Below are 22970 nucleotides of genomic sequence, written 5' to 3' on the forward strand. Positions count from 1 at the left end.
TCTTCGTTTTGCGAGATTTACTCTAAAACTTTGAAATTCGTTTTTAACAAATCAGTAGAATTCCCTCCTACCATAACTTTAAAATCACCCGGTTCTACCACTCTTTTCATTTCTCTATTCCAGATAGATAACTCTGCTGGAGTAAGTATAAATTCTACAGTTGCAGTTTCTCCTTTTTTAATATGTAACCTTTTAAATCCTTTTAAGGTTTTTTCGGGAGTTGTAACAGAACTATAAACATCATTAATATATAATTGTACTACTTCATCTCCATCTAAATTTCCAGTATTTTTAACATCTACAGTAACTTTTAATTCTCCATCCGCTTTAATTTCGGCAGAACTGATTTTAAGATTTGAATATTCAAATTTTGTATAACTCAATCCAAAACCGAATGTATATAAAGGATGTTCGCTCTCTGCCACATATCTGTGAATGGCAGATGGTTTTTGGTTATAATATATAGGCAGCTGTCCAACTGATTTTGGAACGGTTATTGGCAATCTTCCACCTGGATTATAATCTCCAAATAAAACATCGGCTACAGCCTTTCCTCCTAATTCTCCAGGAAACCATCCTTCAACAACTGCAGGAATATTTTCATTGATCCAGTTTGTAGAAAGCGGACGGCCGTTTAATAGAACACAAACTACAGGAGTTCCTGTTTTTTGAATCGCTTCGATTAATTCTTGCTGCATGCCGTGCAAATCTAATGAAGCAACATCTCTGTTTTCTTCAACCAATTCATTTGATTCTCCTAAAACTACAATTGCTACATCTGCTTTTTTAGCAATGTCGATTGCCGGCTGAAAGTTTACTTTTTCTAAATTCCAACGCAAGTGAGCTCTGGCTCCCCAGCCTCCTTCCCACATTTCTATGCGGACTTTGTATTTTTTTCCTGCTTCGATATTTTTGGGAGTAGTAACCATGCTCGTTGCCCCTTTTGTCCAGTTGTCGATAACCAATTGATCGTCAATCCACATTCTGATTCCATCATCAGAACTTAAACCTAACCAGCCGTCAAATGCTTTATCTGACTGAATATAACCTGTCCAGCGAATAGAAAAATCGTCATCTGTAACACCATCACCAGGAGACCAAGGCCAGTCAAACTCTAATTGATTGTCAATACGCGTTAATGCCGGAGTTCCTTCTACTTTTCTGTTATTGAAATATTCTCCTTTTAATCCGTTTTGAGATCCATCCGGAGTAAATAAATATTTCGATGGAATAATTTGTCCTTTTACAATTAAAGAAACACCTTCTTCATAAAGTACGTTTGTGTTTTTGCCCGCCACTTGCTGAATACCTTCTAAAACCGTAGTTCCTACTTTATTTTTAACTGCATATCCTCCAAGTCTTGAAGCATTTGCATTTGGTCCGATAACAGCAACTGTTTTAATGTCTTTCTTTAAAGGCAAGATATTGTTTTCATTTTTTAATAAAACAATAGATTTATGTGCTGCTTCTAAAGCTATATCCTGATTTTCTTTTGTGTGAAAACGTTCTTTAATTAAATTTTTATCTGTGTATGGATTTTCAAATAATCCCAATAAAAATTTTAATCTTAAAACTCCTCCTGCAGCACGGTCGATCTGCTCCATTGTCAGTTTCTTTTCATTAACCAATTCTATAATACTTGTCTGCCAAAATTCATTTGTAAAATCATAAAACTGCATGTCAACTCCTGCAGAAACTGCTTCTCTAATACTTTCTTTTGGCGAACTCGCTACATTATGCGTCGTCTGCAAATATTTAATTGCTCCTAAATCAGATACTACAATTCCTTTAAAACCCCATTCGTTTCTCAAAACATCTGTCAGTAACCAATGGTTAGCTGCACAAGGAATTCCGTCTAACTCAGAATACGCACACATTGTTCCCAATGCGCCTCCTTTTATAAATGCTTTTTCAAATGACGGCAAAAAATCCTGACGTACTGAACGTTCACCAACTAATACAGGCGAAGAATTTGCACCGCCTTCTGGGATACCATGAACTGCAAAATGTTTAGGTTCTGCAATAATAGAACGATCTGATTTTAAATCGTTGCCCTGCATTCCTTTAATCATTGCTGTTCCTATTTCACTAATTAAATAAACATCTTCACCAAAAGTCTCGGCAACTCTTCCCCAGCGCGGTTCACGGCCAACGTCAAGATTTGGACCTAAACCAAAATGAACACCATGTGCTCTGGCTTCAGTACCAATTACGCCTCCAACTTTGCCCATTAAATTAGTATCCCAAGTTGCTCCTAAACCAATGTTCATTGGGAAAGCCGTACTTCCGTCATCTAAATAACCGTGAAGCATCTCGCACATAATAAGTGCAGGAATTCCCCATTTATTTTTTTTAATAACCTCGCTTTGAAGGTCATTGATCATTTTCGCTGAACGCGGATAAATATCGTGAATCGCACCAATCCCCAAATTTCCAATCTTTATATCTGATTTTGTTTTAGAGAAATCTTCTTTTTCTTTAAAAAATTCGCCTTTATACATATCCATTTGGCGCACTTTTTCCTCTAAACTCATTCGGCTTAATAAGTCCTTTACCCTATCTTCAACCGGTAATTTTGCATCTTGATACGGATATTTTTTCTGCGAATAACCTTGGTTAAAAATACCTACAGCCATTACAAAAATAATGGCTGTTTTTTTCATTCTTAATTGTAACATAGTTGTGTTGTTTTTAATTTTGAATCACTTTGAGCTTTGTTCCATTCACAAAATCTTCGTGCGAAATAAAAAAGCTGTTAAGTGGTTTTCCGTTTATCTCAATCGAATTGATTTTTCCATCATTATTAATTTGTCTTTCAATTACAATGCTTTCTTTTTTATAATATCTTGGATCTAATTTGATCGTCACTCTATGAAACATTGGCGCTGTAATCGTGTAAATTGGATCTCCGGGAGAAATTGGATAAATTCCCATCATAGAATATACCAGCCATGCCGACATTGTTCCTGTATCATCATTTCCTGGTAATCCTTTTGGTTCATTCTTAAAATATTCTTTCACCAATTTCTTTACCATTTGCTGACTTTTCCACTCTTCTCCTTTTATGTAATTGAATAAATACGGATAGGCAATATCCGGCTCGTTTGCCATATCAAATTGTTTGATATCAAAAACTTTTTGCAATTGATCGGAGAAAGGTTTTTCACCGCCCATTAATTTTATCAATCCTTTGATATCATGTGGTACCATAAAAGCATATTGCCAAGCATTGCCTTCGATAAAACCAACATTTGTTTGAAAATTAGCTCCCGCCACAGGATCAAAAGGTTCATACCATTTTCCGTCAGCTGTCCTTGGGCGAAGTAATTTTAAATCTTTGTCATATAATTTTCTGTAGGATAATGAACGTTTCGTAAAACGCTTATAATCATCTTTTTCACCAAGAGCTTTTGCTAAAAGTGAAATCGCATAATCTGAAGTATTATATTCTAGTGTTGTAGAAACTGGGCCAGGATAATTGGTTGAAACATAACCTTTATCGATATATTCTTTAAGTCCCGGGCGCAACGGATTATTTTCAGCATTATCTGCGCCTTTTAACATCGCATAATAGGCTTTGTTAAAGTCAAAATCCTGAATTCCCTTTAAACAGGCATCGACTATCACAATACTTGCCGGATCTCCTACCATGGTAAATGTTTCTGTTGAATTTAATTCCCATTTTGGCAGCCAGCTGTTTTCATCATACATATCCAACATACTTTTTATCATATCAGATTGTTGCTTAGGATAAACTAAAGAGGTTAGCGGATGCATATTTCTATAGGTGTCCCATAATGAAAATACGGTATAACGGGTGCCATCAGTTTTACCAATCTTTCTTCTTTTGATCTCTGGGTACTCGCCGTTGAAATCATTTAAAATATTTGGATGAATTAAAGTGTGGTACAAAGCTGTGTAAAAAATCGTATTTTCGTCTTTTGAACCGCCTTCAACTAGAATCTTCGAAAGTTCCTCATTCCACTCATTATAGGTTTCTTTATAAACGTTATCAAAAGACTTGCTACCGGTTTCTTTTTCTAAGTTTTCACGGGCATTTTCGATGCTTACATACGAAATTCCAATTTTAACTTCAACCGTTTCTTGTTTTTCGAATTTATAGGTAAAATAACTTCCAATACTGTCACCGACAACAGTTTTAATGGTATTTTCCATCATTCTGGCTTTGCCGTTATAGTCCATCCATTGTGCCTCGGTTCCTTTATATTTTGAAGTTTTTTTCCAAATGCCGAATTTAGCTGCAGGTTTTGAAAATTTCGCCACAAAATAAACCGGATAAGCATCTTCTGGACTGTTGTAACAAAATGAACCAACAGAGCGCATTCCTTCAATTTCTGTAGATGAAACGACTTTTATCATTGCACCTTCTTCATTGGTTAATCCTAAACCAAGATTTATTAAAATATTGGATTGCCCTTTCGGGAAAGTAAATCTGCTAACGCCCACTCGTTTTGAAGCTGTAAATTCACCTTTAACTTTATACTTGTCAATATCAACGCTGTAATACGCTGCTTTTGCTACTTCGTTAGAATACGTTGAACCGTATTTTAAATGATCAATTTCAACATTTCCGGTTGTTGGCATTACTAAAATAACGCCTAATTCCGGACAGCCGACACCGCTTAAATTGACCTGACTAAATCCGGTTAAAAAAGTATTTTCATTAACATAAGGATTCGATAGCCACTGACTGTCTTTTTCCATTGGAGTATTTTTTACTCCGGCAACATTAAACGGACTTATGCTAGCCATACCTCGTGGCGCAATTGAACCCGGAAAAGTCGCTCCATAATTAGAAGTTCCAATAAACGGATTTACAAAATCAGCAGGTTCTTGTGCAAAAATGCTGATGCTAAAAAACAGCATGTAAAAAATAGATGCTGTTTTTGATATTATTTTTTGTATTGAAAACATATTTTTATCTATTAATAGCTTCAATTTTTAAAGTCCAAGCTTCTTTACATGGTAAGTTGTTTCGTAAACTTTCTGGAATTACAACTTTAAATCCGTTTCCTTCTTTTGTCCATTTTAAAGAAGTTTTAGAACCTAACATTATAATTTTTGTTCCTTTTTTAGGGCTGATCGATTTTACTGTAACAGTTGCAGGAATTTTATCTTCTCCATCTTTTGCTAAATAAAATGCAAATACATTTCCAGTTTTATTTTGTGTAAAACAAATATTCTCTTCCTTAAAAGGTTCGATTGGTTTTGTCTCATAAATCGCTGTACTGTTTACTTTCATCCAGTCTCCGTAAGCTGCTAACAAATCATAAGCACCTTTTTGCCATTCTCCTTCTGGACTTGGCGCAATATTCAACAATAAGTTTCCGCCCTTTGCTACAATATCAACCAACATATGAATTCCTTGTCTTCCAGTTAAATAAGTTGCATCTGGAGTATAAGACCAGCCACCGCCAGAAGTAATACAAGATTCCCATGGGTAAGGCAAAGTTTTTGCAGGAACGCGTCCTTCAGGCGTTAAATAGTTTTGGTTTTTACCGTGAACGGCTCTGTCAACCACGATTAATCCTGGTTGTTTCTGACGCGCTTTTATAACCAGTTCATCCATTTTAGGATCTTGATCTACAACTCTGTGTTTGATAAAACCATTTTTCGATTCGTTTTCTGCAAACTTCTCATCGTAGTTTTCTTTTATGTTTTGCTGATCTCTTTTTTTAACCCATCCTCCATCAAGCCATAAAATATCTACTTTGCCATAATTACTAAGGATTTCTAAAATTTGGTTATGCGTAAAATCAACATACTTTTGCCATTTTTCTGGATATAAAGATGGATCATAATTTACGTTTCTGTCGAAAGGAGGAAAATACGGATCCCAGTAATTTTCGTTATGCCAGTCTGGTTTAGAGAAATAGGCTCCAGTTGAAATATTCTCAGCTCTAAAAGCATTGAAAACTTCTTTTAAAATATCTGCTTTCGGATTTTTGCTGAAAGGACAATCTTTGTCAGTTACTTTATAATTAGAATATTTGGTGTCGTACATATTAAATCCGTCATGGTGTTTTGTAGTGAAAACCATGTATTTCATTCCCGCTGCTTTTGCTGCTTTTGCCCATTTTACAGGATCAAACTTCGTTGGATTAAAAGTCTTTTTCAAACCTTCATAATCGGCTACATATTGATTGTAATTTGCTGGATTACTTCCTTTTTTACGTTCACACCATCCATAATCTTCAGGACATATTGACCAAGATTCTACAATTCCCCATTGGCTGTAAGTTCCCCAGTGCATTAACAATCCGAATTTTTTACCCTGCCATTCTTCTAAATTTTTCAACACTGCTGGATCCGTTTCTGGTACATAGCGCTCATCTTCATAAATAGCCTGCGAAAACATTTGAACTGAAAATAATATCGCGATTATGAATATTCCTCTTTTCATCTTTACTCTATTTTATTGTTTTTTGTTTTTGTTTAATTGTAAAATTCCACATTTAAGATATTAAGACAAAATGTCCCTGCTACCTAATTTTGTCAAAGTTTCTCCACATTTTTGTCATTTCGACGAAGGAGAAATCTTCGCAAGAAACTCCTCATAGTAAATCGTCAATCTTTGTCGAGCTACTCGTGAGATTTCTCCTTCGTCGAAATGACAAGATTGGGTGTAATACTATGAACATATGGCTTTGACAAAAATGTGGTTATTAATTCACTAAAATTTCATCAACGAATAACCATGAACTTTCTCCTTTTGGACTTTTCTTCAAGTTAGTTGCGATTACTTTTATAAATCTTGCATTTTGTTTTCCAAAATTGATTTTGAAATCTTTTAGTTCTGAATTTACATTCACAGCATACGGACGCGATATTTTGCCGACTTCTTTATAAGTAATATCATCATTTGAGATCAAAACTTTTATTTGCGTTGGAAAATTAACCCCAGAACCCTGGCTTTCTAAAGTTCCAATAATCACTTGTTCTACACTTTCTTGTTTTTCTAGATCAACAACAAGTTCCATATCATTTACCAGCCACGCCTGCCATTGACCATCGTGAAAGTTTTTAGATCCTCGAATACTATTATTCATTGTATACGGTCCGTCTCCTTTATAATTGTTATTATAAGGCGTTAAATATTTTACTTTGTGCGCAACACCTTTGTGAAAAATAATAGTGTCCGTAAAAATTTTACCTACTAATTTTTCATTTTGAAACAAAGAAGCTTTTACAATTGTAGTTTCTTTTACCTGAATTGGAGTTGTATATTTTACAGCATTTCCTGCCAACGTTTTATCGCCCAATACATAACGAATATCTGGATTTGGGAATTCATTTTTTAAAGTAATATTAATTTGCTTTTGAGCCATATCAGCAGTTGAAGCAGCCGTTACCAAATAAGCACTTTTTGCATAATTGATGCCTAAATAATCGTAACGCACTAATAACGAAGGTAATCTAGAAGTAAAATCATTCCAGTTTCGTTTTTCTTTTGAACTCCATAAAACCTCAGATAAGGCAGCTAATCTTGGGAAAATCATATATTCTGATTCTTTTGTATTTGGAAGATATTCTGCCCATAAATTTGCCTGTCCGCCTAAAACGTGTTTTGCCTGTTCTGGTGTCATTGTTTCAACAACCGGGTCGAATTCGTATACTTTGCTTAAAGGCGTATAACCATCAAAAGCTATAGGTTCTTCGTTTTGAGGTCCTTGATAAAAATTAAAATAACAGTGTGATTCTGGTGTCATAATAACATCATGGCCTTGTTCTGCTGCATCAGTTCCGCCTTTTGTACCTCTCCAGCTCATTACAGTTGCTGCTGGAGCCAAACCGCCTTCTAAAATTTCATCCCAGCCAATTATCTTTTTGCCTTTAGAATTAATGTATTTCTCCATTCTTTTTACAAAATAACTTTGCAGTTCATGTGCATTTTTAAGACCATTGTCCTTCATTCTTTTTTGACAAAGCGGACATTTGTCCCAATTGGTTTTTGTTGCTTCGTCACCTCCAATATGAATGTATTTTGATGGAAAAATAGCAATAACTTCATCAATTACATTTTGCAGAAACTCAAATGTAGTTTCTTTTCCAGCGCAATAAATATCTGTAATTGGCCATAATCCGCCTGACGGAACACCAATTCTCTGATTAAAACAGGCCAATTCCGGATAAGAAGCAATTGCAGAACTAACGTGCGCCGGCATTTCGATTTCTGGAATGATTTCGATATTTTTTGTTGCTGCATATTTTACAATTTCTTTTAATTCTTCCTGAGTTAAAAAACCACCATAAGTTCCTTTTTCATCTGGGTTTGTAGTTAGTCTTGCATTCCAGGCTGCATTTTCCTGATCGACTCTCCAGGCTCCAACTTCAGTTAATTTTGGATATTTTTTAATTTCGATTCTCCAGCCTTGATCATCAACTAAATGCAAATGCAAAACATTCATTTTTAACATTGCCAATCGATCAATCGTTTCGATTACATAGTTTTTATCAAAAAAATGACGCGATAAATCTAACATTAATCCTCTCCATTGAAAACGCGGCTCATCTGTTATAACCACATTTGGGATTTCCCATTTTGCTGCTGTTATGATGTTTTTACTTTCAATAACATTCGGCAATAATTGGCGAACACTTTCTAATCCATAAATAAAACCTGCATTTCCTTTAGCGGTAATCGTAATGCTCTGTGCACTTACCTCTAATTTGTAAGCTTCCTTATTCAGTGTTTGATCTACTTTAAATTGAATAAAATTGCTTTGCGGACTTGTAGCTGAAATTTCAGGACGCCATCCCGCGGCTTTTTCAAACTTATTGATCAACGCCGTCGAAATTTCCTTTTGAAAATCAGTAGTGGCAACAAATTTGGTGCTTTTAGAAAATTCAAATGCTCCCGGCTGGATCAACAATTGATTCGGTTTTGGAATAATCTGAATGTCCTTTTCTGTATATATTTTTTGGCTGTATCCAAAATTTAAAACAGTCAAGAAGAATACGACAAGGAATGGTTTTAAAATCCTCATAATGAATTATTTTATTGATGGTGTTATTTTAAATTGATATTCATAAGTTTTGCCTCTCAACAAATATTTTTCCATTGGCCAAGCCTGCCAGCTGTCGATACCGCCAACGCCCATTTGCTTGTAATCAATTTTTAAGCTTGTTAAATCTCTTTCTTTCAATTCGGCAGCATGTCTTTGGTCTTTTTGCAAACCGTCGTCTAAATCTTCATTTAAGAAATGTAAAGCAGTTACGGCTAATAAATTATCTGATGTTACGGTTAGCTTCAATTTATCACTTGATAATTCTAAGAACCGAACATCTGTTTTATTTCCGGTTTCCTGCGGACGGATATACGGATAATATTGCTCTGAAACAGTTTGTGTGTAAAGACCAACTTTCGAACTGTAATTTCTGTCGATATAGTTTTCGTGCGGACCTCTTCCGTAATAATTCATATTACTGAAATCTTTTGGTACAATTACTTCCATTCCAAATCTTGGCAAAACAGGCTGTTGTTTGGTCTCATCCATATTCAATTGCTGTTTCACGATCAATTCACCATTGCTGTTAATCTCGTAATTTAATTCTAAAATCGAAGAAACTTGAGTTAAATTATATGTCGCTTTAACCAAAATTATATTGTCTTTTGTAACCGAATAATTCCAATTTACCAAAGTTGGATTTTCTGTTGCATCTTTCCAAGCTTTCAAATTGATCTGAAGATTTGCTCCAAAATCATTATCATTTGGTGCTCTCCAAAAGTTTGGACGCAATTGATAACCTTCTTTTATAATTGGCAAATTATTGTATGAATACCCATTTATAAATCCTGTTTTTTTATCGAAAGCAATTTCGGCTTTTTCGCTTTTAAAAATAGTGTTGTTTTCTTTTTTCTCTACAGCAATTTTTCCTGCACCTTCAATTTTAATATCATTTTTCCAAATTCCTTTGTACGCCAGCTGTTCTTTGGCGATTTCGAAACCTTTTGGTAAAAATGGCTCGTCTTGTTTTAACTGATAACTTATATTTATAAAAGCTTCTTGAAACTTTTTCCCTTGTAAATTAACCGGAAGCTGATACGTTTTATATTGATTTGCGTTAATATCTAAATTTTCAATAACACCGCTTTCATCTTCTTTTCCGTCTAATATTAACTTCCAATGCAAAGTCACATTACTTAAATCTCTAAATGAGAATTCATTGTACACTTTTATTGTTGTGGTTTCCTGATTTTCCCAAGAAGTCAAGATATTTTGCAATACATTTCGCATTTCTAAAGCATGCGGATTTGGTTTTCTGTCAACCGTAAATACGCCGTTGTTTACAAAGTTATTATCGCTTTTTACATCTTTTGGGCCGAAATCTCCTCCGTAAGCTAAAATCGTAGTTCCGTCAGCTAATTTTTTATATACCGATTGATCAATCATATCCCAGATAAATCCTCCCTGAAAATTTGGGTATTTACGAATGACATCCCAGTAATCTTTAAAATTTCCCATCGAATTCCCCATCGCATGAGCATATTCACACTGAATATAAGGTCTTGACGGATTTGGGTTTGCTAAAATATATTCCTCCATTTTGTTTGGAGAACTGTACATTGGGTCGATAATATCAGAATCCCATTCAAATTTTAAATCTTTTCCGTCCCAAGCTCCCGCAGTTGCTCTTTCGTATTGAATTGGACGCGATTTATCTCTGTTTTTAATCCACAAATAGCCTCTGTAAAAGTTATAACCATTTCCAGCTTCATTACCCATACTCCAGATAATTACAGAAGTATGATTTTTATCTCTTTCAATCATTCTCTGCATACGCTGAATGTGCGACAATTCCCAGTCTGGTTTATTACCCAAAGTTTTAGTAATATCATAACCCATTCCGTGCGATTCTATGTTGGCTTCATCAACCACATAAATTCCGTATTTATCACATAATTCGTAGAAATATTCATCATTGGGATAATGCGACATTCTCACTGCATTAAGATTAAATTGTTTCATCAATTTAATGTCTTGCTCCATGCGTTCTCTAGAAATCGTTTGTCCGGTTACCGGATCAATTTCATGGCGGTTTACTCCTTTTATGTAAATCGCTTTTCCGTTTACCAAAAGCTGTCCGCCTTTGATTTCTACTTTTCTAAAGCCAACATTCTGATTTATAACTTCAACAATGCTGCCTTTTTTATCTTTTAAAATAAAACTGATTTGATATAAATTCGGAATTTCTGCACTCCATTTCTTTGGATTATTTACAGCAAAATCAAACGTTTGTTTTTCGCTTAAAGCGGTACTATTTTTTGAAGTAATGATCTTGTCGCCATCTTTTAACTGAACGTCTAAAGTATAGTTTTCTTTTTTATCTAAATCTGAAAATTGAGTTGAAATTTTCAGGCTTCCATTTACATAATTAGCATCTAAATCCGGAATGATTTCATAGTCTTTTAAATGTGCTTTATTTCTGGCAACTAAATAAGAATCACGTGTAATACCGCTCATTCTCCACATGTCCTGACATTCTAAATACGAACCGTCATTCCATTTCATAACCTGAAGAACAATAGTGTTTTTTCCAGCTTTTACATATTTATTTAAGTTGAATTCTGACGGAAGTTTTCCATCTTCGCCATAACCTACATAAACGCCGTTTACCCAAACGGTTAAGTTTGATTTTGCTGTACCGATATGAAGAAAAATATCTTTTCCTTGCCAAGATTTATCGATCGTGATTTCTCTTCTGTAAACTCCTGTCGGATTATATTTCGTAGGCACAAAAGGTGGATTTGGCGCCATTAAATAATCAAAATCGTAAGTTGTATTGACATAAACAGGATATCCATAACCGTTTACATCCCAGCTTGCCGGAATTCTAAAATTATCCCAAGCCTTATCATCAAAATTAGTTTTCTCAAAATCTTTTGGAAGTGAAGCTGGATTGTCAACATATTTAAATTTCCAGGCTCCGTTAATGTCCAGATAATTTTTAGATTGTCTCCATTCGTTTTTGGCCGCTAATGCTTCATTTTCAAAAACATAATAAGCAGCGTGCATGGGCTCTCTATTATCTTCATTAATTTTTTCGTTCTGCCAAAACGGTACTTTTTCCTGAGCATTAACAGAAACTATTGAAGTAATTAATAAGGATAATATGGATATTGTTTTTTTCATTTTTTGTTTTTTTATTCTGTAGCTTTTTAGTTCTGTTTGTCATTTCTCCTTACGTCAAAATAACACTAGAAATTCTGCAAAGTATCTCACAATTTGTATCGATTAACTAGTGTGATTTCTCTCCCGAAGCTCCGGATCGAAATGACAAAATTGCGCAATTACTTATCCCAAGACATTTTAAATTTTGCATCTTCCATTCTGTGCCCTTTTTCATCGTCAGAAACAGCAAAGTTAAAACCAGATCTTAAACTGTAGCCTGCATGTTCGCCATTTTTATTTAACGCAATAAAACCAACTTGCAGATATTCCATGTCTTTGTGGTTTTTGTGTTTGTTGTAAATACGTTCTGTAATTTCTTTACAGGCATCGTATGGTGATTTTCCCTGACGCATTAATTCAACCACCATGGCACTTCCTGCAGTTCTAATAACTGCTTCTCCCAATCCTGTGGCTGCAGCGGCGCCAACTTCATTATCCAGAAAAAGACCCGCGCCGATTATTGGGGAGTCACCGACGCGTCCGTGCATTTTCCAAGCGGCGCCACTCGTTGTACAGCCACCAGCAAGATTTCCATCTTGATCTAACATTAGCATGCTTATGGTATCGTGATTTTCTATATTAATAACTGGTTTGTACTTAGAATCTTCCAGCCATTTTTTCCAGTCTTTTTCAGATTCTGGAGTTAATAGATTTTCTTCTTTAAATCCTTCAGATAATGCAAATTGCAATGCGCCTTGTCCGGCTAACATAACGTGCGGTGTATTTTGCAATACTCTTTTTGCCACAGAAATGGGATGCATAATGCCTTGTAAAAAACAAACCGAACCACAATTGCTGTTGTGATCCATAATACAGGCATCTAAAGTTACTTTTCCCTCGCGATCCGGATATCCTCCATATCCAACACTGCGGACATTCGGATCTGCTTCAGGGATTTTCATACCGGCTTCAATGGCGTCTAAGGCAGGTTTCCCGGCTTTTAATTGTTTCCAGCTTTCCTCATTAGCTGGAAGACCATGATTCCACGTCGAAATTATAATCGGCTTTTTTGTTTTTTTTGAAGCAAATTCTAATTCATTTTCAATCTCATTTTCCTGATTTTTCGCAAATCCGCTTAAGCCCAAAACAGAAGTTACGGCAAATGTGCCTAAAGTTGTTTTTTTTATAAAGTCTCTTCTATTTGACATGCTCTTACTTTTATCTTTAAAATATTACTCAAAAGAAACTCCGCAATCTAGCTCGCTAATTTTTGTCGAGTTACGTTTGTAATCCTTCGTTCCTCAGGATGATAAATTGTTCTGTATACTTATTTTAAACTTGCTTTTGTTTCTTTGATGGTCTTTAAATTGCTTTCAGATAATGCATTTCCGTCAAAAAATGAAACACCAACAGCTCCATTTTCTTTTGCCAATAAAATTGCTTCTTTCAATTCTGCATCATTTTTCAATCCTGGAATATAAATTCCTGTATTTATTTTTGTTTTCTTATCTTCTAAATCAGCAACACCTTGTTTGGTTGCATAACCAACCCAGTCAATTTCTTCATCGTAAAAACTGTGGTAAATCATTGGGTAAACCTCATCGATATTCCATTTGTCCCAACGCTGGCGCACCATATGATCTGCCATTTCTGGATAAGGAAAAACTGCTGCAGTCAATTGTTTGTTGTGTTTGTGTGCAATTTTATACGCATCATCAACAACCGCTTTTATGGCATTTAATCTGAAATTTTTCCACTCCATATCAATAGAAGTATTGTGGCTGTTTTTTGGATTTTTATGATGAATTTTTTCAAATGCTTTTACACATTCATCACAATAACAAAAGTCAAATTGAGGCAATTCTACATCTTGAACCAAATTGTATTTTGGCAATAAACTAATTGGCAAAAAGATATCCGGGAAACGAATGTAATCTAAATGAACACTTTCGATTCCGTCTACTTTTGCCAATTCTTCAACTAAATGTAAAACGTGATTTCTAGATTCTTTTCTGGTTGGACACAACCATTGGTAATAATCTACATAAGGGCGATTATCAAAACAAGATTTTCCTTCTTTGCTAACCTGATACCATTCTGGGTGCTTTAATGCGACTGAATCTCCAGGTCTGTTCATAGCCATAATCCAGGCGTGAACTTTTAGGCCTTCTTTTGCTGCTAGAGGCGCTATTCTTTTTAAAAGTTTTGGATCAGTGCCAGTATTGATCAATACTTCATCGATTCCTCCGTCTTTGTATTTTTTAAATTCTTTTGTGTAATCTGCATCTGATTTTTTAGCATCTGCGGTTGTCCAGACACCAAATTTAAAAGTGGTTTGTTCTTCTTTTTTGGCACACGAAAAAATGCTGAATGCCAATAAAAAAAGTAATAGTTTTGGTAGTTTCATAGTGGTTTATTTTGATATTATTTTGCCGTCTTGCTTAATAATAAAGGTTTGATCAGAAAAAGGACTTTTCACAGAAATATTAAATCCGGCTGTATGATTTTCTATAAGTGGTTTCAGAATTTTACCATCAACAATAATGGTTTCCTTAGTAAGATTGACTAAAGATTTTGCCCATGTTTTGTTTTTCTGATAGTATTCTTTTTGAGCTCGGTACAAATTATAAAGTTCCCATTTTACTTTTTCATCCTGCGGAATTGTAAAACTTTGTTTTCCTTCTTTTGAAGAGAAATAAACATAACCCCACTTTTCAGGTTCATGCATATTGATTACGCCCATTGGCGACCAAACCCAATTGTATTCTGGCAAAAATTTTCCGCTGGCATCTTTCTTTCTTTCATAAGTGCCGTCTTTTAAGGTGTGTTGCCAATTTACCCTTGAAAAATTGACTCTCCAAAACTTGTCGACAGGAACATTTTGATCGAAATAAGATGTTTTATAAGACGCCCATGGAATTGCCATTTCTAGCATCCAGCCTTCATCTGTATCGTTTGGGTTATTAAGAGTTCCGTGAATTTTAACCGCCGATTTTAGACCTGGAATATTCCAGTCGTTTAAAACAACATTGTCATTTTCTCGATACGGTTTTGATAAAAATAGATCCCAGGCTGTATTTAATGCATTTAGTTCTAATTCATAATAGTTAAAAGTATCGCCGTCGGGATCTATAAAAACTTCAAAATCATTGTTATAAAAAATAATTGTATCGCGTTGTTTTAAATTTGCCCAAACATGAGGTTCGTCAATTTTTGCTAAAATATAAAAATTGGTTTCATCCCAGAGCATTTTAACTTTTGTTGCATATTTTGGTTTTACATTGTTTTCGATATCTTCAAAAATATCTGTCCACTCTGCCTTGTTCCATGACGCATCGCCTTCTTCTCCATCAATCAAAATGGGGTTTGTCGCTTTTGCTGCAACATAAGTTTTAGGAATAATGGTGCTTTTTTTCAGTTGAGAAAACCCTGCAACCGAAATAAAAAGTAAAACAACTGTTAACCATTTCAATTTTAAACGCATCCTTTTTTTATAAACTGTTATCTTTTGTAAACTGAACTACCTCACTTAATTTACCAAATGCTATTGCCACAACTGTATCTGCTGCACCGTAATATACAGCTAATTTATCTTCTTCTGTATCGTGTAAAGCAGCACATGGGAAAACTACATTTGGCACGTCTCCTACCATTTCATAAATTTCTGCAGGTCCTAATAAATACGGCTGCGTTCTGTATTTTACTTTATCCGGAGAATCAACCTCTAAAAGCGCTGATCCCATTGCATAACGAAAACCGTTGCAGGTATTGATAACGCCGTGGTAAATCATCAGCCAGCCTTCGTTTGTCAAAATCGGAATTGGTCCTGCACCTACCTTTGTACATTGCCATGCGCTTTGTTCAAAAGGACTTGGTTTCATTACTAAACGGTGTTCTCCCCAATATTTCATATCTGGGCTGTAGCTAATCCAGATATCGCCAAAAGGGGTATGTCCGTTATCACTTGGGCGGCTTAACATCGCGTATTTTCCGTTTATTTTTTGCGGAAACAAAACACCATTTCTGTTGAAAGGCAAAAAGGCATTTTCACACTGAAAAAATTCTTTAAAATCAAAAGTATATCCAATACCAATTGTGGGTCCGTTATAACCATTACACCAAGTAATCCAGTAACGATCTTCAATAAAAACAACACGCGGGTCGTATTTATAAGCTGATTCGATCATATCCGTATTTCCTGACTGCATTACGATTGGTTCGTGATTAATGTCCCAATCGATTCCGTTTTTACTGAAACCGGCAAAAATATTCATTTGAACCGCTTTATTATCACATCTGAAAACACCGGCGAAACCATCTCCAAAAGGAACTACAGCACTATTGAAAATACTGTTTGATGATGGTATTGCGTATCTGTCGATAATTGGATTTTCAGAATATCTCCACATTACATCGTTACTGTTTTCGGGTCTGTCTTGCCAAGGAATACTGCTCATTTTTATTTGTTTTTTTGTTTATTTTATTTTTTTTATGCTTTTGTCATTATTTAAACACATAGAAACATAGTTTTTGTAACCGCATAAAAGGCGTTTCACTTGTTTAAATAAACATAGATCTATGTGTCAGAAACTAGTTTATTTTTATTCTCTTTTTTCAACACATTTGAAACCTATATTTCTATGTGTTAAGTATTCTAATTGACTAATTTTCTAATTTGACTAATCTTCTATTCTGCGAACTTTATCCAGCCATGTAAATTTCAAAATGGTTGTCGTTACTAAAAAGACAATTAAGGCCGTAATTGCTTTTGGATAATCTCTGATAATGAAAAATATCGGAAGCAGAATCATACTTGACTGCCACACAATTCCGATAGCACAGTTCAACATATCTTTCCAGAAATCATTATTTTTTTCGAAAGTCTGATCTTCTAATTTTAATGTTTTGTAAACCGGATTCCACCAGCCCCAAGGTCTGACATTAGTGTAGAAAGATTTCAGCACCTCAATATCTGTTGGCTTGCTTAAGAAAGTTCCTAAAAGACAGCCTAAAATAGAGAAACCAAATATTAATGGAAACAGATAAATAGCTTGCACTTGCGCTAAATCGTATAAAAATGATCCTTCGGATAAACTTCCTTTGGCTTGACCTAAAGCAAATTGTAAAGATGCTACAATTAAACCGGCGAACATTCCCCAGAAATAACCCCAGCCATTAAATCTCCACCAAATCCATTTTAAGAAATTGGCAGCTACGTAACCTCCATACAAAGCACTTGTAATCCAAAGCGTTAATGAATTAATTGAGTCAGCGAAGAATCCCATGAAAACGCCTAAACCAACAACTAAGAAAGAAGAAATCTGACTTACTTTTATATAATGTGCATTTGTTGCAACCGGTTTGAAATATTTTTTATAAATATCATTTACAATATAAGCTGGTCCAGCGTTTACGAATGCTGAAAATCCAGACATAAAAGCAGCTAATAAACCTGCAAGAAGAATTCCTTTTATTCCAACCGGAATATATAAATTTACCACTTTCGGCATCAATAATTCTAAGTCCGCTCCGGTTAAAGCTGTGTTGGCATTTAATTCTGGGGCTAAGTTTACCAAAGCAATAACTACAATTCCGGTAATTAATAAATATCGTGGAATGAATAAAATCAAGTTGGTAAAACCGCTCATATACGCTGCTTCTTTTACTGATTTAGTAGACAGCACTCGTTGTAAATCATAACTTGGTGTTGGACCTGCGATACTGGCAAAAAACCCTTTGAATAAAGTCATTCCGATAAAAGCACCAAACATTTTGTAACCTTCAGAATCAATTAAGTTATTGAAGGTTTGAAATTTATCACTCCATTGGGTTTCAAACTGCCATCCAAAAAAAACATTTTTCCACTCCTCGGTAATAACCGAATTTATTTGAAGATCTGTATAATTAATAAAAGCGTAACCGGCAATCAAAACTCCTGCGATAATCATAATTAGATATTGCACAACTTCTGTAGCAACAACCGAAAACATGCCGCCTTTAACCGTGTAAATTGTAGTTAAAAGTATAATGATCAACGCATACGAGCGCTCTGAAGTCAGCAAAATTAAATCACCGTAATGAAGCGTTAAATCCCAAGGAAGAATGATGGTTACAAATTTTCCAATTCCTTCAAAAAAGTAAGCAATAAAACCAATTGTAGAAATGATGGCAAAAATAGCCACAATAATATGAGAAGCTTTTCCGGCTCTGTCGCTTCCAAAACGGGTTAAAATCCACTCAGAACCTGTCATTACTTTTGATCTTCTAATCCAAACGGCCAGAAACATCATTACAAAAATCTGATTCCATATTGGCCAAAGCCACATAAACATGAAACTTTTTACTCCGTATAAAAACAAAACTCCAATCATCCAGGAAGTTCCTGAAACATCAAACATACCTGAACCATTGCTCAGTCCTAAAAAATACCATTTAATTGTTTTTCCGCCTAGGAAATAATCATCTAATCCTTTTGATGCTTTTCTTGAAATCCAAATTCCTATTCCTACTGAGAGCAGTATATAAGCTACGATGATTGATACGTCAATGATATCCATTAATTTATGTTTGTTTATTGGTTAGTTACGTGGTTAAATTATTTTTTTATTCCCCAGTTTTTATTGGGTGTGGCTCCCATTACAAAATGCAAAATTCCTCCTTCTGTTATTTGCTTGTGTGTTATTACTGTTTTATCGAATACAGCTCCGTTTAGCGTCGCCGATTGGATATAAAAGTTTTTATCAGAAACATTTTCTGCTTCAATAACAAATGTTTTACCGCCTTCCAGATTTATTGTTGCTTTTTCAAAAATCGGACTTCCTATTTCATATTCTCCTGAAGCAGGATTCATGGGATATAATCCCATTGAACTGAAGACATACCAAGCCGACATTTGGCCACAGTCTTCATTGCCGCTTAATCCGTTTGGCGTTGTGTTGTATTGTGTATCTAAAATATGACGAACCCAATATTGCGTTCTCCAAGGCTGATTGGCATGATTAAACATATAGGCAATGTGGTGACTTGGCTCGTTTCCGTGCGCATATTGACCTATTAATCCTGAAATATCTGCTGAAACATTGCTTCCTGTAATTTCTGAGCTTTCGGTAAACAATTGTTCTAGACGTTTCGCAAAAAGTTCATTACTTCCGTGAAGCGAAATAAAATCATCAACATTTTGCGGTACAAACCAACTGTGCTGCCAAGCATTTCCCTCAGTATAATCAGTGTGTTCTCTGTGGTTAGAATGCTTTGGATCGAAAGGTTCGTTCCATGATTTCCCGTCTTCAGATTTTCCTCTCATAAATCCTGTTTTCGAATCAAATAAATGCTGATACGCTTTTGAACGATTTAAAAAGAATTGATAATCTTCAGTTTTACCTAAAGCTTTTGCCATTTGCGCAACACACCAATCGTCATAAGCATATTCTAAAGTGATAGTAACTGATTCATCTAATAAGTTATACGGAATATAACCGTATTTTTTGTAGAAGTTCAAACCGCGTTCGTCTTGCATCATTGTTGCTTTCATTGCTGAAAATGCTTTTTCGGCATTAAAACCTTTGATTCCTTTTAAGTATGAGTCAACAATTACCGGAATGGAATGATATCCTGTCATTGTATTCGTTTCATTGGCGTAGAGTGTCCAAACCGGTAATATTTTTTTTGTATCGTAATAAACTAACATCGAGTTCACAATATCCGAAGTTTTGTCTGGAGCTAATAAAGTTAAAAGAGGATTTTCGGCTCTAAAAGTATCCCATAGTGATAAGGTCGAGTAAGCGGTATAACCTTTTGCCAAAGCAATTTGATCATCCTCTTTTCTAAACTGACCGTTTTTATCACTATAGGTTACAGGGGCAACTTGAGTGTGGAACATCGCGGTATAGAAAATTGTTTTTAACGAATCTACTGGTGTTTCTACTTCAATTTTACTTAAAGCAGTATTCCATATTGTAGATGCCTGAGATTTTGCAGTATTGAAATTCGATTTTTCAGCGTCTAAATTATCTTTGGCATTTGCCACACTAACAGATGACAAAGCCACTTTTACGAATAATTCATTAGAATTTTTCGCATCAAAAAATAATTGTGCAGATGAATTTTCTCCTGCTGCAGTATTTCCTGAAATTATTTGTTTATTAGCAAACAAAACCGATTCTGAAATAGGTTTTGAAAATTTTGCCACAAAAAATACTTTTTGATTTTTTGCCCAGCCCGAACTAAAACGGTAACCGCTTATCGTGTATTCGTCTTCAATAGTAAGACCTGTTTTTAACGTTTTATCCCAATTTATGGCAAATCCTAAATCGATAATAACAGATTGTTTGTCGTTTTTTGCGAAGGTATATTTGTGATACGCTGTTCTTTGCGAAGAAGTTAATTCTACATTGATTTTAGGATCTTCAAGAAAAACTTGGTAAGAGCCCGGTGTTGCTTTTTCGTTAGCATGACTGTACTTTGATTTATAAGGTAATTGATCTCTTGAAGTTGTTTTTAATGTTAAATCGACTTTTTTGTTTGTCGGCATAAATAAGATGTCTGCCAAATCTCCAATTCCTGTTCCGCTTAAATGTAAATGACTGAAGCCAGACACTATAGAATCAGAATAATGATATCCTGAACACCAGTCCCAGCTCGAAATTCCGTTGTCTGGACTCAGCTGAACCATTCCAAAAGGAACAGTAGCGCCCGGATAAGTATGCCCGTGCCCGCCAGTTCCGATAAAAGGATCGACATGCTCTGCAAAAAAGGTTTTTTGATGCTTATTTTTGTTTACATTAATTTTGCAACTTGCAGCCAAAATGACAAACAAAACAAGCAGTGTAAAATTCTTCATATAAAACAATCTTAATTTAACTTTAAATTTATGTAAATTGAACTTTTATTAAAATTAATTTAGACGGACGACACATTAACTTAGATAAACATCAAAAAAAGTCACAAAACATACTATTATTATGAATTTCAATTCTGGCAAATTATATCGCATACCATTGCATTATCACATCATCTTTTGGCTTACTTATTTTCTATTCAATACTTTTCGCTGGGGAAGTTATTTTAATGATTATTTGTATTCTTTAAAGACAAATTTGCTGGGTTTTCCAATTCACATGACACTATGTTATCTAAACCTTTTAATCTTTATGCCGTATCTGGTTTATCGAAAAAAATACGTGCTTTATGTGCTTTCTGTTTTGTCGGCAATATTTTTAATGGTCATCCTAAAATTCAACCTTACTTATTTGCTGATCACCCATGATGTCTGGCCTGAAGGACCACAGACAATCGACAAACTAACTCTTAATTATACCATCGACATGATGATGGGTGAGCTTTATGTCATAACATTTGTTACTGCAATTAAAATAACATTAGACTTTTTGAAAGAACAAAAAAGGGTAACCGATCTTGAAAAATCCCAGCTCGAAACCGAATTGCTTTTCTTAAAATCTCAAATTTCTCCTCATTTTTTCTTTAATACGCTTAATAATATTTATTCTTTATCTGTAGAAAAATCAAACAAAACACCTAAAATTGTTCTCAAGCTTTCTGAATTAATGCGCTATATGCTTTACGATACAAAAAGCAAAAGACAATCTTTAGAGAATGAAATCCTTTGTATTCAAAATTATTTGGACTTAGAAAGAATCAGAAATGATGAGCGGCTAGAAGTAAATATGTCTGTTTCTGGAGATATTCATGACAAAGAAATTGCTCCTATTATATTATTGACTTTTATTGAAAATGCATTTAAACATGGTGTAAACAAAAACACCGGAAAAGTGATTATTGATATTAATTTTAAAGTTAAGGGCGATTTTCTTCACTTTACTATTTCGAACCCAACGCCAGAAATTACGCACCACAAAGACAATTTTAACAAGTCAAGTGGTATAGGCATTGAGAACGTTAAGAAAAGATTAGAATTAGGTTATAATAAAAGTGACTATAAGCTTTCTTTTAAAGATAAAAAGAATATTTTTGTCGTAAAGCTTGTGATAAAAGTAACCTAAACAACCTAAAGCTACTTTTACTCGTATATATATTATCTGCTAAATTGTGTCGCTCAAATTACTAAGACTATAGAAATGAAAATAAATTGTTTGATTATTGACGATGAGCCTTTGGCGATCAATGTTATTAAAAATTATTTAGAGCCGATTGAAAATTTTGAGGTAATAAATACTTTCAGTAACCCAATCGAAGGCTTAAATTTTTTGAAAAACAACAAAGTTGATGTAATTTTTCTTGATATTAACATGCCAGTCCTTGACGGTATTAATTTTATAAAAAGTCTAGAAAATCCGCCAATACTTATTATTACGAGCGCTTATAGTCAATTTGCGATAGAAACTTACGAATTAGATGTTTTAGATTATTTAGTAAAACCTATTGAATTTCCGAGGTTAATGAAAACGCTGAACAAAATCAGCAAAAGATTAAACACCAACAGCACCCTTCCGCAGGAAAACAATCCTGAAAGCCCTTTTATTTTTGTGAAGATTGACAAAAAGAGAATGAAAAAGATTTTCTTCAATGAAATTTTAGTGATCGAAAGCTTAAAGGATTATTTAAAAATAAACACCTTAACCGGAAAATACATTATTCACAGCACTTTATCTGATTTTACTGATTTACTGCCTGAAAGAAATTTTTTAAGAATACACAGATCTTACACGATTGCTATTGATAAAATCGACGCAGTTGAAGGAAACAGCATCGAAATTGAAGGTCTAAGATATGTAATTGGAAGATCATATATTGATCATGTGAAGCAAAGAATTTTGAATTCTTCTATATAGTATTTAACCACAAAGTGCGCTACGATTC

13 protein-coding genes are annotated in these 22970 nt (G+C 34.6%); 2 read left to right on the forward strand and 11 right to left on the reverse strand.

Annotated elements, in window-relative coordinates:
- Nucleotides 1-17: 17 nt before the first annotated feature.
- The 11 genes from IRZ83_RS12150 to IRZ83_RS12200 form a co-directional block, all read right to left on the reverse strand.
- Nucleotides 18-2678: a glycoside hydrolase family 3 protein gene (locus IRZ83_RS12150; RefSeq protein ID WP_194569076.1), complete on the reverse strand. Its 2661-nt coding sequence runs from the start codon at nucleotides 2676-2678 to the stop codon at nucleotides 18-20.
- A 13-nt stretch (nucleotides 2679-2691) separates the two neighbouring features.
- Nucleotides 2692-4935, reverse strand: a complete 2244-nt coding sequence (locus tag IRZ83_RS12155; RefSeq protein ID WP_194569078.1) for a GH92 family glycosyl hydrolase — start codon at nucleotides 4933-4935, stop codon at nucleotides 2692-2694.
- Nucleotides 4936-4939: 4 nt separating this feature from the next.
- The gene (locus IRZ83_RS12160) at nucleotides 4940-6424 is read right to left on the reverse strand and encodes an alpha-L-fucosidase (protein WP_194569080.1); all 1485 of its coding nucleotides are present in this window, start codon (nucleotides 6422-6424) and stop codon (nucleotides 4940-4942) included.
- Nucleotides 6425-6686: 262 nt separating this feature from the next.
- Nucleotides 6687-9008, reverse strand: a complete 2322-nt coding sequence (locus IRZ83_RS12165; protein ID WP_194569083.1) for a beta-N-acetylhexosaminidase — start codon at nucleotides 9006-9008, stop codon at nucleotides 6687-6689.
- 6 nt (nucleotides 9009-9014) lie between these two features.
- Entirely contained in the window at nucleotides 9015-12155 is a 3141-nt protein-coding gene (locus tag IRZ83_RS12170; RefSeq protein WP_194569084.1) for a glycoside hydrolase family 2 TIM barrel-domain containing protein, read from the reverse strand.
- Between the two features lie 158 nt (nucleotides 12156-12313).
- Nucleotides 12314-13342 (reverse strand): isoaspartyl peptidase/L-asparaginase family protein, encoded by a 1029-nt coding sequence (locus IRZ83_RS12175; protein ID WP_194569087.1) that lies wholly within the window; start codon nucleotides 13340-13342, stop codon nucleotides 12314-12316.
- Nucleotides 13343-13461: 119 nt separating this feature from the next.
- Nucleotides 13462-14541: a putative glycoside hydrolase gene (locus tag IRZ83_RS12180; RefSeq protein WP_029273080.1), complete on the reverse strand. Its 1080-nt coding sequence runs from the start codon at nucleotides 14539-14541 to the stop codon at nucleotides 13462-13464.
- A 6-nt stretch (nucleotides 14542-14547) separates the two neighbouring features.
- Nucleotides 14548-15618, reverse strand: a complete 1071-nt coding sequence (locus tag IRZ83_RS12185; RefSeq protein ID WP_194569089.1) for a carbohydrate-binding family 9-like protein — start codon at nucleotides 15616-15618, stop codon at nucleotides 14548-14550.
- A 7-nt stretch (nucleotides 15619-15625) separates the two neighbouring features.
- Nucleotides 15626-16591 (reverse strand): glycoside hydrolase family 130 protein, encoded by a 966-nt coding sequence (locus IRZ83_RS12190; RefSeq protein WP_194569091.1) that lies wholly within the window; start codon nucleotides 16589-16591, stop codon nucleotides 15626-15628.
- Nucleotides 16592-16813: 222 nt separating this feature from the next.
- Nucleotides 16814-18691 (reverse strand): sodium:solute symporter family protein, encoded by a 1878-nt coding sequence (locus IRZ83_RS12195; RefSeq protein WP_194569093.1) that lies wholly within the window; start codon nucleotides 18689-18691, stop codon nucleotides 16814-16816.
- 38 nt (nucleotides 18692-18729) lie between these two features.
- The gene (locus IRZ83_RS12200; protein ID WP_194569095.1) at nucleotides 18730-20973 is read right to left on the reverse strand and encodes a GH92 family glycosyl hydrolase; all 2244 of its coding nucleotides are present in this window, start codon (nucleotides 20971-20973) and stop codon (nucleotides 18730-18732) included.
- 121 nt (nucleotides 20974-21094) lie between these two features.
- Between IRZ83_RS12200 and IRZ83_RS12205 the strand changes: the two genes are divergently transcribed.
- Together IRZ83_RS12205 and IRZ83_RS12210 are read left to right on the forward strand one after the other, a co-directional pair.
- The gene (locus tag IRZ83_RS12205; protein WP_029273075.1) at nucleotides 21095-22153 is read left to right on the forward strand and encodes a sensor histidine kinase; all 1059 of its coding nucleotides are present in this window, start codon (nucleotides 21095-21097) and stop codon (nucleotides 22151-22153) included.
- A gap of 75 nt (nucleotides 22154-22228) precedes the next feature.
- Nucleotides 22229-22942, forward strand: a complete 714-nt coding sequence (locus IRZ83_RS12210) for a LytR/AlgR family response regulator transcription factor (protein ID WP_029273074.1) — start codon at nucleotides 22229-22231, stop codon at nucleotides 22940-22942.
- Nucleotides 22943-22970: the final 28 nt, after the last annotated feature.

The organism is Flavobacterium sp. JLP (assembly GCF_015350755.1).
In the GTDB taxonomy this organism is placed as follows: domain Bacteria; phylum Bacteroidota; class Bacteroidia; order Flavobacteriales; family Flavobacteriaceae; genus Flavobacterium.